Annotated in this window: 14 protein-coding genes; 7 read left to right on the top strand and 7 right to left on the bottom strand. The window is 56.6% G+C overall.

All coding sequences use genetic code 11. The features are described from left to right. Positions 1–23: 23 nt before the first annotated feature. Complete coding sequence (rpsJ, locus tag ACXZ66_RS02705) at positions 24–329, bottom strand: 30S ribosomal protein S10 (protein WP_018297782.1); 306 nt, start codon at positions 327–329, stop codon at positions 24–26. Positions 330–1,036: 707 nt separating this feature from the next. Between rpsJ and ACXZ66_RS02700 the strand changes: the two genes are divergently transcribed. From ACXZ66_RS02700 to ACXZ66_RS02675, 6 genes are read left to right on the top strand one after another with little or no spacing between them, the layout of a single operon-like run. Then, the gene (locus ACXZ66_RS02700; protein WP_458750315.1) at positions 1,037–1,519 is read left to right on the top strand and encodes an Asp23/Gls24 family envelope stress response protein; all 483 of its coding nucleotides are present in this window, start codon (positions 1,037–1,039) and stop codon (positions 1,517–1,519) included. Beyond that, positions 1,519–1,839, top strand: a complete 321-nt coding sequence (locus ACXZ66_RS02695) for a hypothetical protein (protein WP_458750314.1) — start codon at positions 1,519–1,521, stop codon at positions 1,837–1,839. The genes ACXZ66_RS02700 and ACXZ66_RS02695 overlap by 1 nt, the downstream gene beginning before the upstream one ends. Before the next feature lie 35 nt (positions 1,840–1,874). Continuing rightward, the gene (locus ACXZ66_RS02690) at positions 1,875–2,078 is read left to right on the top strand and encodes a hypothetical protein (RefSeq protein WP_458750313.1); all 204 of its coding nucleotides are present in this window, start codon (positions 1,875–1,877) and stop codon (positions 2,076–2,078) included. Further along, positions 2,078–2,893, top strand: a complete 816-nt coding sequence (locus tag ACXZ66_RS02685; RefSeq protein WP_458750312.1) for an Asp23/Gls24 family envelope stress response protein — start codon at positions 2,078–2,080, stop codon at positions 2,891–2,893. Before ACXZ66_RS02690 ends, ACXZ66_RS02685 begins: the two co-directional genes overlap by 1 nt. After that, positions 2,890–3,447 carry a hypothetical protein gene (locus ACXZ66_RS02680; RefSeq protein ID WP_458750311.1) on the top strand — a complete coding sequence of 186 codons (558 nt, stop codon included), beginning with the start codon at positions 2,890–2,892 and terminating at the stop codon, positions 3,445–3,447. The genes ACXZ66_RS02685 and ACXZ66_RS02680 overlap by 4 nt, the downstream gene beginning before the upstream one ends. Beyond that, positions 3,447–4,001, top strand: coding sequence for an Asp23/Gls24 family envelope stress response protein (locus tag ACXZ66_RS02675; protein ID WP_458750310.1), 555 nt, complete (start codon positions 3,447–3,449; stop codon positions 3,999–4,001). Before ACXZ66_RS02680 ends, ACXZ66_RS02675 begins: the two co-directional genes overlap by 1 nt. A 17-nt stretch (positions 4,002–4,018) precedes the next feature. Here the strand turns inward: ACXZ66_RS02675 and ACXZ66_RS02670 are convergent, their stop codons facing one another. From ACXZ66_RS02670 to rpsL, 5 genes are all read right to left on the bottom strand, one after another. Further along, positions 4,019–4,714, bottom strand: a complete 696-nt coding sequence (locus tag ACXZ66_RS02670; protein WP_458750308.1) for a hypothetical protein — start codon at positions 4,712–4,714, stop codon at positions 4,019–4,021. A 97-nt stretch (positions 4,715–4,811) separates the two neighbouring features. Next, the gene (gene tuf, locus ACXZ66_RS02665) at positions 4,812–6,002 is read right to left on the bottom strand and encodes an elongation factor Tu (RefSeq protein WP_458750306.1); all 1,191 of its coding nucleotides are present in this window, start codon (positions 6,000–6,002) and stop codon (positions 4,812–4,814) included. Positions 6,003–6,411: 409 nt separating this feature from the next. Next, entirely contained in the window at positions 6,412–8,535 is a 2,124-nt protein-coding gene (gene fusA, locus ACXZ66_RS02660; protein WP_458751244.1) for an elongation factor G, read from the bottom strand. A 266-nt stretch (positions 8,536–8,801) separates the two neighbouring features. Then, complete coding sequence (gene rpsG, locus ACXZ66_RS02655) at positions 8,802–9,269, bottom strand: 30S ribosomal protein S7 (RefSeq protein WP_458750305.1); 468 nt, start codon at positions 9,267–9,269, stop codon at positions 8,802–8,804. A 3-nt stretch (positions 9,270–9,272) separates the two neighbouring features. Continuing rightward, on the bottom strand, positions 9,273–9,644 hold the full coding sequence (rpsL, locus tag ACXZ66_RS02650) for a 30S ribosomal protein S12 (protein WP_018297794.1): 372 nt from the start codon (positions 9,642–9,644) through the stop codon (positions 9,273–9,275). A 300-nt stretch (positions 9,645–9,944) separates the two neighbouring features. Between rpsL and ACXZ66_RS02645 the strand changes: the two genes are divergently transcribed. Then, positions 9,945–10,625: a DUF1707 domain-containing protein gene (locus tag ACXZ66_RS02645; RefSeq protein ID WP_458750303.1), complete on the top strand. Its 681-nt coding sequence runs from the start codon at positions 9,945–9,947 to the stop codon at positions 10,623–10,625. 89 nt (positions 10,626–10,714) lie between these two features. Here ACXZ66_RS02645 and ACXZ66_RS02640 read toward each other — a convergent pair whose 3' ends face one another. Then, positions 10,715–14,713: a DNA-directed RNA polymerase subunit beta' gene (locus ACXZ66_RS02640; RefSeq protein ID WP_458750301.1), complete on the bottom strand. Its 3,999-nt coding sequence runs from the start codon at positions 14,711–14,713 to the stop codon at positions 10,715–10,717. Between the last annotated feature and the right edge of the window lie 15 nt (positions 14,714–14,728).

The raw sequence follows: 14,728 nt of genomic DNA, 5'->3' as shown, positions 1-14,728 counted from the left end.
CAAAAGTCTTCGGGGATCTGCGATTACTGAATATTCACATCGACGCTGGCCGGAAGATCGATACGCATGAGAGCGTCAACGGTCTTTGGCGTTGGGTCGAGGATGTCGATCAGACGCTTGTGAGTGCGCATCTCGAAGTGCTCGCGAGAGTCCTTGTATTTGTGTGGAGAACGAATAACAGCCCAGACGTTCTTTTCGGTTGGCAACGGCACTGGTCCAACGACGCGGGCACCCGTGCGGGTAACCGTTTCGACGATCTTCTTCGCAGACGCGTCGATCGCTTCGTGGTCGTAGGCCTTGAGCCGAATGCGGATTTTTTGTCCCGCCACGCTTTCCTCTTCCTCGCATCCCCCACATTCCACCTTTTGGTGAAGCGGTGGGGTGTTAGCTTCTCGATTTCTCTATAACGTTGTCCGGGCTAGGCCACGGCATAAACGCCAGTGTCTTTTACTTGATGACTGTCATGACAAGATCCAGTAGATAAACAGACGCAACAAACAAAAGCGTCGTGTTCAGTGCTGCCGCCCAGAAGCGAGCGCTCCTAGGATGTCAGACTCGGAAGGGACGTATACCCCCATATACGGGATAAGCGTGTGCCTTACGTACTGCCGCTGTTTATTTGCCATGCCCCTTCTCCGGTCCCCATTCTCGGAAGTGCCATGTGGCCTGTACCCGATCGCGGGGCCTTCGTCAGGTTTTCGCTTTACGACGATTGCCTGTGCAAAGGTGTCATGTTCGCCTCACCAGCAGCGCCGTAATCTGATCTGGCCGATGGCCAGCAGGACAAACGCTGTGTTAAAGCAACTTAAGCATTAAAACACGAGGTGACGGCAAAAGGCAAATAGCGCCTGAACAAAGTTAACGTTGCATTCTGCGTGGTTTCGGTAGAGTGGGCCCCATCGGACTTTTTGTGGCGATGACCATTGTTAATCGGCCTTATCCTGGCGTTCTTTTGGCACCTCACGGCCCGGTACCCACAACATAATTTCGTTTACTGAGACGCATTTCACTTCCGGATGCGTCTGAAAGGTTCATCATGGCAACTCCCAATAACACTTCCTCCACCAATTCTGGCGCACAGCAGGGCTCCGCTGAAACCCCAGCCCGTCAGCGCAACTTGAACTTGGAAACTGAGCACGGCACCACCATCATCGAAGACACAGTGGTGGGCAAAGTGGCCGGCATCGCGGCTCGCGAGGTTTCAGGCGTGTACAAGCTCGGCGGTGGCGCAGCCCGTATGGTCGGCGCGATCCGGGAATCTCTCACTTCTTCCAGCAACATCCAGCAGGGTGTCTCTGTGGAAGTCTCTGAGGGCCATGCTTCCGTTGGTATTGCCGTCATTGCTGAATACGGTGTGGCTATCCATGAGCTAGCTAACGCGATCCGCGAGAATATCACCACTGCGATTACCCGCATGACTGGGTTGATCGTGGACAAGGTCGACATCACGGTCCATGACGTCCACGTACCAAACCTGGACGATAACAAGGAAGATTCGTCCACCTCCGCTGAGCAATAATGTCTGAGACCATTTCACTGGAGGTCGGGCGCGCAGCCCGGGATGCGGCGCTTAGCGTTGCAGGTGTCGCAGACCTTCACCCGGGAAAATACGGCGAAGTAGCTCTATTGTTTCCCGGCGAGCGGATCGATGGGGTCACAGCCATCCATCACGGCCCAATAGATGAGGTCGACGGGATAGAGGTGCACCTCGTCGTGGATGCTTCCTCTCGCCCGAACCTATTTGAGCTGTCCCGAGAGGTACGTTCTGCAGTACAAAGCGCCACAGGCATCGAGGTGGTGGATGTCATCATCGCCGATGCCGTCGATGCCTCACAGTAGGCTCATTTAAGCAATCCCTTGAAAGAAGCTGGGAAATGAAGAATCTGTTCGAAAACAAGATGTTGGCAGGCATTGTCATTGGCGTTGTCATCGCCTTCTCCATCATTCTTGGCGGCTGGTCTGGGCCTTTGTGGGTCCTGCTCTTTGGCGCAATCGGTGGCGTGGTCGGAGCCCAGCTCGACGGAAAGCTGGACATCGCTGAAGCGATCAGCACCCTCTCGGGCAAGGGTCGCAGTTGATGTCTGACCAGTCCTTTAAAATCAACGAGCGAGTCTTTGAGAAAATCGCCACCGCCGCCACCAACTCCGTGCCAGGAGCCGTGAAGCAGGATGCAAAGCTAGCGGGTCTGGCTGGGCGTAGCCTGCCACGCTTCGTGGCCACGATTGACCGGCGAGCAAATGCCGTGCACTTTGATGCCGAGCTAGCCATTGCTTTCCCCTCCCCTGCCCGCGCTGTGGTCGAGGAAATCAGAGAGTCAATCTCGGCGCGCGTGGAATCCTTGACGGGGTTTAGTGTCGCTCGCATCAACGTGGTCATTGCATCTTTCGTTGCCGATGCATCAGGGCAGCGAGTAACTCGCGAGGATTTGCGCTGGCATCAGACCGGGATTGATGCACGCAGCATCATTCTGCCAACGTTCCACGTGGAATATCCCACAATTCAGCGCAGGGCGTCCCTGACACCCATCACTTTGACCCGAAATACGCGAGTCGCCCACGTTCAGACCCCACTTCCAGTCCGTGTGCGCAGTTACGGCTTCTTGGATGCAGTAACTCCTGTTGCGCTTCAGCCGGTCAGAACACCCCCGCCCGTGCAGGTTACTTCGCCGGTTTCTCCCGCCACGCGAGCTATGCAAAAGGTCACCGTTGCCCGCGCACAACCCCTCAAATCAGTTGAGGTGCGTCCTTTCCCTGAGGTCAAGGTGGAAGTTGCTGCCCGTGAAACTCCGCGCAGCGTGACGGCACCTCAGCCACGCTCGCCGATTCGGCCGAAGGTGCCCGAACCCACAGCCCTAAAGCCAATTACGATCCAACCGTTTGGAGGAAACCGATGAGCGCCGACAAACAACCAGGTTATGGCCAAGAACCCCGGGCATACCCCCGGGCGCGCTTCTACACTCTTGTCATCGGGGTGGTACTCCTCGCCGTCGCAGGAGTTTTGATCCGCGACGTCTGGATGATCGTGGATAAGAAGAATCCTGCCGACGGTTGGCTAGTCGCCGCCGCAAACTACCTAGTAAGCAACTTCGCAAACATCGGCACGGTAGCCATCGGCGTATTAATGGTCTTGGTCGGGTTGTGGGTGATGATTGCAGCTCTGCGGCCCCGCATGCACACCCACGTCAAGGTAACTTCTACTGCCTCAATTTGGATGCGTCCTGTCGACATCGCGCGCAAGTCAACGGCGACGATGCAGCAGGAGTTCGGGGCCGACGACGTTCGCTCCCGCGCCGATCGCACGCACTTGAGCGTAGAGGTTGGCGACGACGAGAATGATTCGGTTCATGAAGAAGCCATCAAGGATGCGCTGCGCCCCGAAATGACCTTGCTGGATCCCACGCCGAAGGTCAAGGTAACAGTTCTTCCTCCCCGCCCGCAGGAGTTCTGATGACGCACACACTTTCCTTCTTTGACCGCCTTGTCACTCTCATCGCAGGCGCAATTCTCGTGGCCGCGGGGTTGGTCCCGATCGGACTCTACTTCGATATCCCCTATCTCAGCCCGTGGCTTCACTCCATCAACTTTGGAGTGCTCACCAGTTTGCACGAGTCCTCCTGGTACCCCTGGGCTTTAGGAATCATCGCCTTTGTTCTCGTCGTAATTGGCCTTTCCATGCTGGGTACGAACTTGCGCGGGCGTGGTTTTTCTCGCAGCGATGTGCGCGATGATGATTCCGGCAAAACCACAGTCCATCTGGCCCGTATGGCATCTGCTATGGGCGATTACATGAAGGAATCCGAGCCGGTCACCGGCGTGGATACCAGCGTTGCCATGGTGAAGAAGCGCCCCACCATCACCTTCACCGTTGCCGCAGACCCTCACGCGGATCTGCGCACCCTGGTCACTCTCATAGAGAATGTTGAGGCCGATTTCCGCGACGCAGTCGAGGACCTCGACATCGACACTGTGTATAAGCTGCACCTCAACCGCGTCGATCCTTAAACGACACCACGGCGCTCCTATTGTTCGATCAGGACAATCGAGTCCACTACCCCGAGCCTCTGCTGGCTCCTGGCGGTGGAGATGTAGATGAATTCTTCGCCCGGTTCGCACTTGAGGATTCGTGCCCAAGAAACCGTGGAGTAATGCACTTCGCGCTGGCTGGGTTGCCACACTGACAGGGTATGTCCGATGGTGAGACGTGAACCGTCCTGGAAAACAACCAGCCACTTCGTGTTGCCAATGTCCGCACGCTCTAAACCCGTTAGCTCGGGCGCTTCGCCAGGTTCAAGCCTGGAAATTAAGTTGACCACACCGAAGCGGTGATCGATACCTTCGTCGTCGGTGATTACCAGTGGCTGGCCAGGTCCGGTGGCGCGGAGTTTTTCGTAAGCCCACAGCGCCGGTTGCCTGTTTCTGTTGCGTGTTGTCCTGACCACCACATGGGAGGGGGAAAGAGTGATGCTCATGGCAGGCTCCACAGTGGAGATCAGAAAGTGATGCTTTGATCTACCTTCGCTACTTAAAGGAAGGTTGGCTGGGTGGAGCAGGTGCTCGTCGTAAAGCATCTTTATTAGCTCTTCGTCCGTGGTGCCCCACCCCGCACCGCGGTTGGCCAGGACGCCGAAGAGCGTAGATAGTGGCAGCTCGGGTTGCCCTTCCCACGTGCGACGCAGTGCTTCGAGGACGCGCGGAATGCGCGTGGGATCTTCCATAGGTTGTGATTCTATCGGCAAACGCAAAATCGCCGCCTCCCGGGTGAACCGGGAGACGGCGATTAAGAGGTGCTAGCAAGCTAGCGCGTTAATTGGATCACTCAATGATCTTGGTAACGCGGCCTGCACCAACGGTACGGGAGCCCTCGCGGATAGCGAAGCGCAGGCCCTCGTCCATAGCAACTGGCTGAATGAGCTCAACGGTCATGTCAACGTTGTCGCCTGGCATAACCATCTCGGTGCCCTCTGGCAGCTTGACAACGCCGGTCACGTCAGTGGTACGGAAGTAGAACTGAGGACGGTAGTTGTCGAAGAATGGGGTGTGGCGGCCGCCCTCGTCCTTGGACAGAACGTAGACGGAGCCCTCGAACTTGGTGTGAGGGGTGTAAGCGCCTGGCTTGATGATAACCTGGCCACGCTCAACGTCCTCGCGCTTCACGCCACGGAGCAGCAGTGCAGCGTTGTCGCCAGCCTCAGCGGTATCGAGAAGCTTGTTGAACATCTCGATGGAGGTGACGGTGGTGGTGACTGGCTTTTCCTTGATGCCGATGATTTCAACGTCATCGTTCAGCTTCAGGACGCCACGCTCAACACGGCCGGTAACAACGGTACCGCGGCCGGAGATGGTGAAGATGTCCTCGACTGGCATCAGGAAGTCGCGCTCGGTCTCGCGGATTGGGTCTGGGATGGAATCATCACAAGCCTGCATGAGCTCAACGATGGACTCGACCCACTTCTCGTCGCCCTCAAGAGCCTTCAGAGCGGAGATCTGGATGATTGGAGCCTCTTCGTCGTACTCCTGCTCTGCGAGCAGCTCACGAACTTCCATCTCCACGAGCTCGATGATTTCCTCATCGTCAACCATGTCGCACTTGTTCAGCGCAACGAGGATGTAAGGAACGCCAACCTGGCGAGCCAGAAGCACGTGCTCACGGGTCTGAGGCATAGGGCCGTCGGTTGCAGCAACAACAAGGATAGCGCCGTCCATCTGAGCAGCACCGGTGATCATGTTCTTGATGTAGTCGGCGTGGCCTGGAGCGTCAACGTGTGCGTAGTGGCGCTTAGGGGTGTTGTACTCCACGTGGGAGATGTTGATGGTAATACCACGCTCACGCTCTTCTGGCGCCTTATCGATAGCGTCGAAAGCGAAAGCCTTGTTCTCCTCAGGGTACTTGTCTGCAAGTACCTTGGTGATCGCAGCGGTGGTGGTGGTCTTACCGTGGTCAACGTGACCGATGGTGCCGATGTTAACGTGCGGCTTTGTACGCTCGAACTTAGCCTTTGCCACTGTATGTCCTCCTGGACTTCATTGTGACTACGACTCTCGCAGCCACGTGGGTTTACAGATGCCTCGCCAGTGCGTCCATTTTGTATGTGGACGAACCAACTACAGCCATTTCACAATGTGCCAGTTACATGATCCTAGATTTCTCAAGGCCGTTTTTCAAACCACATTCACCTTGTGAGTGGTTGTGGCAGCGGCCGATTCGGAAACCGAACCAACCTAGAGGGTAACGGCCGGCTCAAACACCACATTATTTGGGGTGGTATTTCAGCCCGACCGCTACGCCGCCAGGGCGGGTTATGTTGTTCACCTTCTTGAAGCCACTGGCATAGCTTCAAGCAGTTTGTATCCAGCGAACAACAATCCCCTTAATTTTAACGCCTTCATTTCTAGGCGTTGCAATCAGCTCCGACTAGTTGCCGGTGCGCTGCTCGACGATCTCCTGGGAAACGCTTGCAGGAACCTCACCGTAAGAGTCGAAGACCATGCTGTAGTTAGCGCGACCCTGGGTACGGGAACGAAGATCGCCCACGTAACCGAACATCTCAGACAGTGGAACGGTAGCCTTGACAACCTTTGCGCCGGAACGATCTTCCATTGCGCCAACCTGGCCACGACGGGAGTTCAGGTCGCCGATGACGTCGCCCATGTACTCCTCAGGAGTAACAACCTCGACGGCCATCAGTGGCTCGAGAAGGACTGGCTTTGCCTTAGCAACAGCTTCCTTCAGAACCTGCGAACCAGCCATCTTGAAGGCCATTTCGGAGGAGTCAACGTCGTGGTAAGCGCCGTCTTCCAGCGTTGCCTTGATGTTGACCAGTGGGTAGCCAGCCAGGTAGCCGTACTGCATTGCGTCCTGGATACCAGCGTCCACGGAAGGAATGTACTCACGTGGGACGCGGCCACCGGTGACGGCGTTCTCGAACTTGTAGGTTGCGGACTCGCCCTCTTCCAGAGTCTCTGGATCTGGGTTGTAAGGCTCGATGGTGACGATAACCTTAGCGAACTGACCAGAACCACCAGTCTGCTTCTTGTGGGTGTAGTCAAGGTGCTCGACCTTCTTGCGAATGGTCTCGCGGTAAGCAACCTGTGGCGAACCGATGTTTGCCTCAACCTTGAACTCGCGCTTCATGCGGTCAACCAGGACATCCAGGTGGAGTTCGCCCATGCCGCCGATAACGGTCTGACCGGACTCATCGTCGAGGTGAACGGTGAAGGTTGGGTCCTCTTCAGCAAGCTTCTGAATTGCGACGCCAAGCTTCTCCTGGTCGGCCTTGGTCTTAGGCTCAATAGCAACCTGGATAACTGGATCCGGGAAGTCCATGGACTCAAGGATGATTGGGTTTGCAGGGTCACACAGGGTGTCACCGGTGGTGGTGTTCTTCAGGCCGATGAAGGCGTAGATGTTACCAGCGTCTGCGTGCTCAACAGGGTTTTCCTTGTTAGCGTGCATCTGGAACAGCTTGCCGACGCGCTCCTTGGAGTTCTTGGTGGAGTTCAGCATCTGCTCACCTGGGTGAGCCTGGCCGGAGTACACACGAACGTAGGTAAGCTTACCGAAGAATGGGTGCACAGCAATCTTGAACGCAAGTGCGGAGAAAGGCTCGTTGACATCTGGCTTACGAGTCAGTTCCTTGGTCTCGTCGCCCATTGCAACGCCGTGAACCTCGCCGATGTCCAGTGGGTTTGGCAGGTAATCAACAACAGCGTCCAGCAGTGGCTGGATGCCCTTGTTGCGGTATGCGGTACCACAGAAGACTGGGTAGATCTCGGAGTTAACAACCATCTTGCGGATAGCTGCCTTCAGCTCCTCTACGGAGAGCTCTTCGCCACCGAAGTACTTCTCCATGAGAGCTTCATCAGACTCTGCAACGGTCTCGACGAGCTTCTCGCGGTACTCTTCTGCACGCTCCTGAAGATCTGCAGGGATCTCCTCGACAGTAGCTTCAGCACCAACCTCAACCTTGCCGCGCCAGGTCAGAGCCTTCATCTCAAGCAGGTCAACAACGCCGTCAAAGTCGTCTTCAGCGCCAATTGGCAGCTGCATAACGAGTGGCTTAGCACCGAGGCGGTCTTCGATGGTCTTAACGGTGTAGTAGAAGTCTGCACCGAGCTTGTCCATCTTGTTAACGAAGCAGATACGTGGCACGTCGTACTTTGCAGCCTGACGCCAGACCTGCTCGGACTGTGGCTCCACGCCTTCCTTGCCGTCGAAGACAGCAACTGCGCCGTCCAGAACGCGTAGGGAGCGCTCAACCTCAACGGTGAAGTCAACGTGGCCCGGGGTGTCGATGATGTTGATCTGGTTGTTGTTCCAGAAACAGGTCACAGCAGCGGAGGTAATCGTGATACCACGCTCCTGCTCCTGCTCCATCCAGTCAGTCGTAGCGCCACCGTCGTGGGTCTCGCCCACCTTACGGTTGATACCCGTGTAGAACAGGATACGCTCGGTCGTGGTGGTCTTACCGGCATCGATGTGAGCCATGATGCCGATGTTGCGGACCTTGTGTAGGTCCTTAAGCACTTCTTGTGCCACAGTCTTACCCCAACTTAAGTAGTCGTGGACGTCGTGGATGGTCACCAGCGGACGCCGAAAGTGGATAGTTCTCGGTCAATTCTGCCACTATTTATGCTCATTGGCAGTATGAGCGGGGGTAAAGAGATATCTTTTACTTTATCCCCAGTGCACAAAAGCCCGAACGGCCAGCTAACAAAGCACTTTCTGTGAAATGATATTCAATTCGCAGAGGAGCTAGAAGCTGGTCGATCGGGCTCATGTTGTTGGTCATTGCGACTGACAAATTACCAACGGTAGTGTGCGAATGCACGGTTGGCTTCTGCCATCTTGTGCATATCTTCGCGACGCTTGACGGAAGCACCAAGGCCGTTAGAAGCATCGAGGATCTCGTTAGCGAGACGATCGATCATGGTGTTCTCACGACGCTGACGGGTGAACATGACCATCCAACGCAGTGCGAGGGTGTTGGAACGGCCTGGACGAACCTCAACTGGCACCTGGTAGGTTGCGCCACCAACACGGCGGGAGCGAACCTCGAGGTCTGGGCGGATGTTGCCAAGAGCCTTCTCAAGGGTGCCAACTGGATCGGTACCGGTCTTCTCGCGGCACTTCTCAAGTGCGCCGTAGACGATACGCTCTGCGGTGGACTTCTTGCCGTCCTGCAGAATCTTGTTAACGAGCTGGGTTACGAGCTCGGACTGGTATACAGGGTCCTTAACAATAGGACGCTTTGGAGCAGCACTCTTACGCATTGATTACTGTCCCTTCTTTGCGCCGTAGCGGGAACGAGCCTGCTTACGGTCCTTAACGCCCTGGGTATCCAGTGCGCCGCGGATGATCTTGTAGCGAACACCAGGAAGGTCCTTCACACGACCACCACGAACAAGCACCATGGAGTGCTCCTGGAGGTTGTGGCCCTCACCTGGGATGTATGCGGAAACCTCGATGCCGGAGGTAAGGCGCACACGGGCAACCTTACGCAGTGCAGAGTTAGGCTTCTTAGGAGTGGTGGTGTACACACGGGTGCACACGCCACGACGCTGTGGAGAACCCTTCAAAGCTGCGGTAGCAACCTTGCGGCTCTTATCGTGGCGGCCCTTGCGGACCAGCTGCTGAATAGTTGGCATGAACCGTCTTTCTATCTATCTGATCGGTTTCCGGCCGGGGAAACCGACCGATTAAATTAAAAAGCTTGGTTGAACTCGCAAGCTCTGATCCCCAAAAAATCACTTGTATCAAAACACGTGAAAGCCAGTCAGCCGCTCTCGCTGGCCTACTGGGCATTTTGAGGTCCCACCATCTAGACGTGGGATACCCGAGCAACGTTACTACATGGTGTCCATATTCCAAAAATCGCCTTAACCAACGCATCTTTTGAACACTTTTCCGCCACAAAAGCTATCGTTGCGGAAGGTATTGTCATGTTTATGAGCGAGCCTGCAGAAGCCCAACCGTCCCGTAAACGCGCCACTGACGACGAGCGCCAAAACACTGCAAACATATTGTCCGAGGCCATGTCCAACGGTCAGTTGAACTACCAAGAGTTCGACGAACGCACGAAAAAGGCGTGGGCAACCACGTATAGCGAAGATCTTAACAATCTAGTCAGAGACCTCATCGATCCTGATAACCAGCAAGAATACAAGGTTCCGGCCACAGCTGAGCACCGCTCCCCTGCCCCTGGCTCCTACAACCGGGTCACTCCATCCCAGGGTGGCACGAAGCGCTCCATCGGAATCCTGGGTGCAACCAGCTACGCTGGCGACTGGATGGTGGCACGGAACCACACCTCGATCGGTTTCATGGGTGCCAATATGCTTGATCTGCGTGAGGCTAGCTTTGCGGCCCAGCAAATAACCATCAGCGCTTGGGCCTTCATGGGCGGTATTCAGATCATCGTTCCGGAAGATGTCCGCGTGAAATCGGAAGGCCACGGTTTCATGGGCGGCTTCGCGGTGAGAGACGGTGCAGGCGTGACTCATTCAATGAACGAACTGCCTGCAGACGCGCCTGTCGTTCGTGTAGTCGGCCTCGGGTTCATGGGAGGTGTTGAAGTGGTGCGCAAGCCACGCAAAGACCGTCCAGGCAGCGACGTAGAACGCCGCTAACAAACAAAAAGCCTCCGGCCCCGCTCCCCTGTTGAAGGGGTGCGGGGCCGGAAGCCTATGTGCAGACCGAATTAGCCAGAGGCCTGCTGTTACATCTGTTCGAAGCCGTACTCGTCCAGTGGGACGGAAGCGCCGGTGAATTCACCGTAGCCATCGTCGCCGTAGATCGAGTCGCCGAAGCTTGGTACAGAGTAAGCAACGGAACTTGCAGCCTCGGTCGGCTTGACGGTGATGTTGCGGTAGCGCGAGATACCAGTACCAGCTGGGATCAGCTTACCGATGATCACGTTCTCCTTCAGGCCGATGAGCTGGTCAGAGCGCTTGTTAATGGCAGCGTCGGTGAGCACGCGAGTGGTCTCCTGGAACGATGCAGCCGACAGCCACGACTCGGTAGCCAGCGATGCCTTGGTAATACCCATGATCTCGGAGCGCAGCTCAGCTGGCTCGCCGCCCTCAGCAACTGCAGCAGAGTTGACCTGCTTTGCCTCGGAGAGATCAGCCAGGGTACCTGGCAAGTAGTCGGTGGTACCAGCGTTGATAACGGTACCGCGACGCAGCATCTGGCGGATGATGATCTCGATGTGCTTATCGTGGATAGACACACCCTGGGTACGATACACAGCCTGAACCTCGTCGATCAGGTGCTTCTCAACACCACGACGACCAAGAACCTCAAGCACGTCATGCGGATCGGCAGCACCGCGCAGCAGGCGGTCGCCTAGCTCAACGTGGTCGCCGGCGCGCAGGGAGCGCTCGATCATTGCATTCGGGTTGGATTCCATTGGACGACGCACCTGAGCAAGACCCTGGCGCTTCGACAGCTTCTCGTAGACGATGTCATCAGAGCCATCATCTGGAGTAATTGTCAAGGTCCAGAAGTTGCCCTCGTCGGAAAGCGAAACGGTGCCCGCTGCGGACGCGATCGGTGCGCGGTTCTTTGGCACACGTGCCTCGAACAGCTCCTGAACACGTGGCAGACCGCCGGTGATGTCGCCGCCGACACCACCCTGGTGGAAGGTACGCATGGTCAGCTGGGTACCAGGCTCACCAATCGACTGAGCAGCGACAATGCCAACTGCCTCGCCGATGTCAACGAGCTGGCCGGAAGCCATGGACTTGCCGTAGCACTTAGCGCAGACGCCGGTTGGGGTCTGGCAGGTCAGTACGGAACGAACCTTGACATCGGTGATACCTGCTTCGACGATGGCGTCGATGCGTTCCTCGGTCAGGTCGGTGCCTGCTTCGAAGAGAACATTGCCTTCGGCATCCTTCAGGTCAGACGCGAGAACGCGGCCGGACACAGTGGTCTCGACGAGCTCGTGACGAACGAACTTGTCACCGACCTTCTCAGCAACTGGCGGGCGTACGCCCTGGCGAGTTCCACAATCGTCCTCGCGAACAATGACGTCCTGTGCAACGTCGACAAGACGACGAGTCAGGTAGCCGGAGTCAGCGGTACGCAGAGCGGTATCGGCCAGGCCCTTACGGGAACCGTGGGAGTTATTGAAGTACTCCAAAACCGACAGACCTTCACGGAAGGAGGTCTTAATAGGACGGGTGATGTACTCGCCGCGCGAGTTCACAACCATGCCCTTCATACCAGCCAAGGTCCAGATCTGACGCATGTTACCGGCAGCACCGGACTTCACGATCATAGGAATTGGGTTGTCGTCTGGGTAGAGGTCCTCCACGGCCTGACCCACCTTGTTGGTGGCATCTTGCCACAGCTCGACGAGGCGGTCGTAGCGGTTCTCTTCGGTCAGCGCACCCTTTTCCCAGAACTTGCGCTCGATCTCTTCTGCTTCCTTCTCGTACTGCTCAAGAATCTCAGTCTTGTTAGGCAGGACCAGAACGTCCGACATAGAGATGGTCACACCAGAACGGGTTGCCCAGTAGAAACCGGAATCCTTCATCTTGTCTAGGGTCTGGGCAACGGTGATCATTGGGTACTTCTCCACCATCGCGGAGATGATGTCGCCCAACAGGATCTTTCCAGCGCCGCCGCCCTTACGGACCATAGCGCCTTCCTGGTAAGGGAAGTTGTAAGGCAGCAGCTCGTTGAACATGATGCGACCCAAGGTGGTGTGGGCAGTCCAGGACTGGCCCTTCTCCCAACCATCAGGGAACTGCTCAGCCTCGATCTCTAGCGTTGGACGCAGGTGATCGATGCGGACCTCGATAGGAGCCTGCAGGCCAAGAACACCACGGTCGCGAGCCATGATTGCCTCAGCGTACGACGAGTAGATGCCGCGTGCTGGGCCGTTCTCGTCTGCTGGCTGGTAGCGGCCTTCGCCACCAATCTCATCAGGGCCCTTATCCATGGTCAGGAAGTACAGGCCGGTGACCATGTCCAGACGTGGCATAGCCAGTGGCTTGCCGGATGCTGGCGAAAGGATGTTGTTCGAGGACAGCATCAGGATGCGAGCCTCGGCCTGAGCCTCAGCGGACAGTGGCAGGTGAACTGCCATCTGGTCGCCGTCGAAGTCGGCGTTGAAAGCTTCACATGCCAGTGGGTGCAGCTGAATAGCCTTACCCTCGACAAGCTTCGGCTCGAACGCCTGAATGCCCAGACGGTGCAGGGTTGGTGCACGGTTCAGAAGCACTGGGTGCTCGGAAATCGCTTCTTCCAAAACGTCCCACACCTCAGGGCGCTGACGCTCAACCATGCGCTTTGCAGACTTAATGTTCTGCGCGTAGTCATTGTCCACCAGACGCTTCATCACGAATGGCTTGAACAGCTCCAGAGCCATCAGCTTCGGCAGGCCACATTCGTGCAGCTTGAGCTGAGGACCAACAATAATCACGGAACGACCTGAGTAGTCCACGCGCTTACCCAGCAGGTTCTGACGGAAACGACCCTGCTTGCCCTTGAGCAAGTCAGACAGGGACTTCAATGGGCGGTTACCAGGACCGGTGACCGGACGTCCACGACGACCGTTGTCGAAGAGTGCGTCCACAGATTCCTGCAGCATGCGCTTCTCGTTGTTCACGATGATCTCAGGTGCACCGAGCTCAATCATGCGCTTGAGGCGGTTGTTGCGGTTGATCACGCGACGGTAGAGGTCGTTGAGGTCGGCGGTAGCGAAACGGCCACCGTCAAGCTGGACCATTGGGCGCAGCTCTGGTGGGATCACTGGGATCGCATCAAGAATCATGCCCACTGGGTCATTGCCGGAACGCTGGAATGCAGCGACAACCTTGAGGCGCTTGAGTGCACGAGTCTTCTTCTGGCCCTTGCCCTCGTTGATGATCACGCGCAGCTCTTCAGCTTCCGCGTCCAGATCAAAGTTGCGGATCAGGGTCTGGAGTGCTTCCGCACCCATGCCACCGGTGAAGTAGTCCTCGTAGCGATCCTGGAGTTCCTCGTAGAGGTTCTCGTCGATAATCATCTGCTTCGGGGTCAGCTTCACAAAGGTCTGCCAGATCTCGTCGAGACGGTCGACCTCACGCTCGCCACTCTCGCGCAGGTGCTGCATATCCTTGTCAGCGGCCTTCTGCACCTTGTTGCGTGCGTCAGCCTTTGCGCCTTCCGCCTCCAAAGCTGCGAGGTCTTCCTCGAGCTTCTGGGCGCGCTCAGCGATCTGTGCGTTGGTTTCGCTTTCGACGTCCTTCTTCTCCAGCAGCATTTCTGCTTCCAGCGTGGACATGTCGTTGTGACGTGCTTCTTCATCAACCGAGGTGATGATGTTCGCAGCGAAGTAGATGATGCGCTCAAGGTCCTTTGGAGCCAGGTCCAAAAGGTAGCCCAGGCGGGAAGGAACACCCTTGAAGTACCAGATGTGGGTCACAGGAGCAGCGAGCTCAATGTGGCCCATGCGCTCACGGCGCACCTTGGACTTGGTCACCTCAACGCCACAGCGCTCACAGATGATGCCCTTGTAACGGACGCGCTTGTACTTGCCACAAGCACATTCCCAGTCACGGGTTGGGCCGAAAATACGTTCGCAGAACAGGCCGTCCTTCTCTGGCTTGAGCGTACGGTAGTTAATGGTCTCCGGCTTCTTTACCTCGCCATGGGACCAACGGCGGATGTCGTCGGCGGTGGCCAGGCCGATGCGGAGCTCGGAAAAGAGGTTTACGTCAAACACGTAAATTCCCTTTCA

The organism is Corynebacterium sp. S7, assembly GCF_054401105.1.
The sequence above is the reverse complement of the archived record's forward strand: the minus strand, read 5'-3'. Positions and strand labels throughout refer to the sequence as shown.

Excerpts from the sequence above, each read along its gene's own strand:
- rpsL (WP_018297794.1), bottom strand. The coding sequence starts at position 9,644 with ATGCCAACTATTCAGCAGCTGGTCCGCAAGGGCCGCCACGATAAGAGC.
- ACXZ66_RS02695 (WP_458750314.1), top strand. The coding sequence starts at position 1,519 with ATGTCTGAGACCATTTCACTGGAGGTCGGGCGCGCAGCCCGGGATGCG.
- ACXZ66_RS02685 (WP_458750312.1), top strand. The coding sequence starts at position 2,078 with ATGTCTGACCAGTCCTTTAAAATCAACGAGCGAGTCTTTGAGAAAATC.
- rpsG (WP_458750305.1), bottom strand. The coding sequence starts at position 9,269 with ATGCGTAAGAGTGCTGCTCCAAAGCGTCCTATTGTTAAGGACCCTGTA.
- ACXZ66_RS02670 (WP_458750308.1), bottom strand. The coding sequence starts at position 4,714 with ATGGAAGATCCCACGCGCATTCCGCGCGTCCTCGAAGCACTGCGTCGC.
- ACXZ66_RS02675 (WP_458750310.1), top strand. The coding sequence starts at position 3,447 with ATGACGCACACACTTTCCTTCTTTGACCGCCTTGTCACTCTCATCGCA.
- ACXZ66_RS02645 (WP_458750303.1), top strand. The coding sequence starts at position 9,945 with ATGAGCGAGCCTGCAGAAGCCCAACCGTCCCGTAAACGCGCCACTGAC.
- ACXZ66_RS02700 (WP_458750315.1), top strand. The coding sequence starts at position 1,037 with ATGGCAACTCCCAATAACACTTCCTCCACCAATTCTGGCGCACAGCAG.
- ACXZ66_RS02680 (WP_458750311.1), top strand. The coding sequence starts at position 2,890 with ATGAGCGCCGACAAACAACCAGGTTATGGCCAAGAACCCCGGGCATAC.
- ACXZ66_RS02690 (WP_458750313.1), top strand. The coding sequence starts at position 1,875 with ATGAAGAATCTGTTCGAAAACAAGATGTTGGCAGGCATTGTCATTGGC.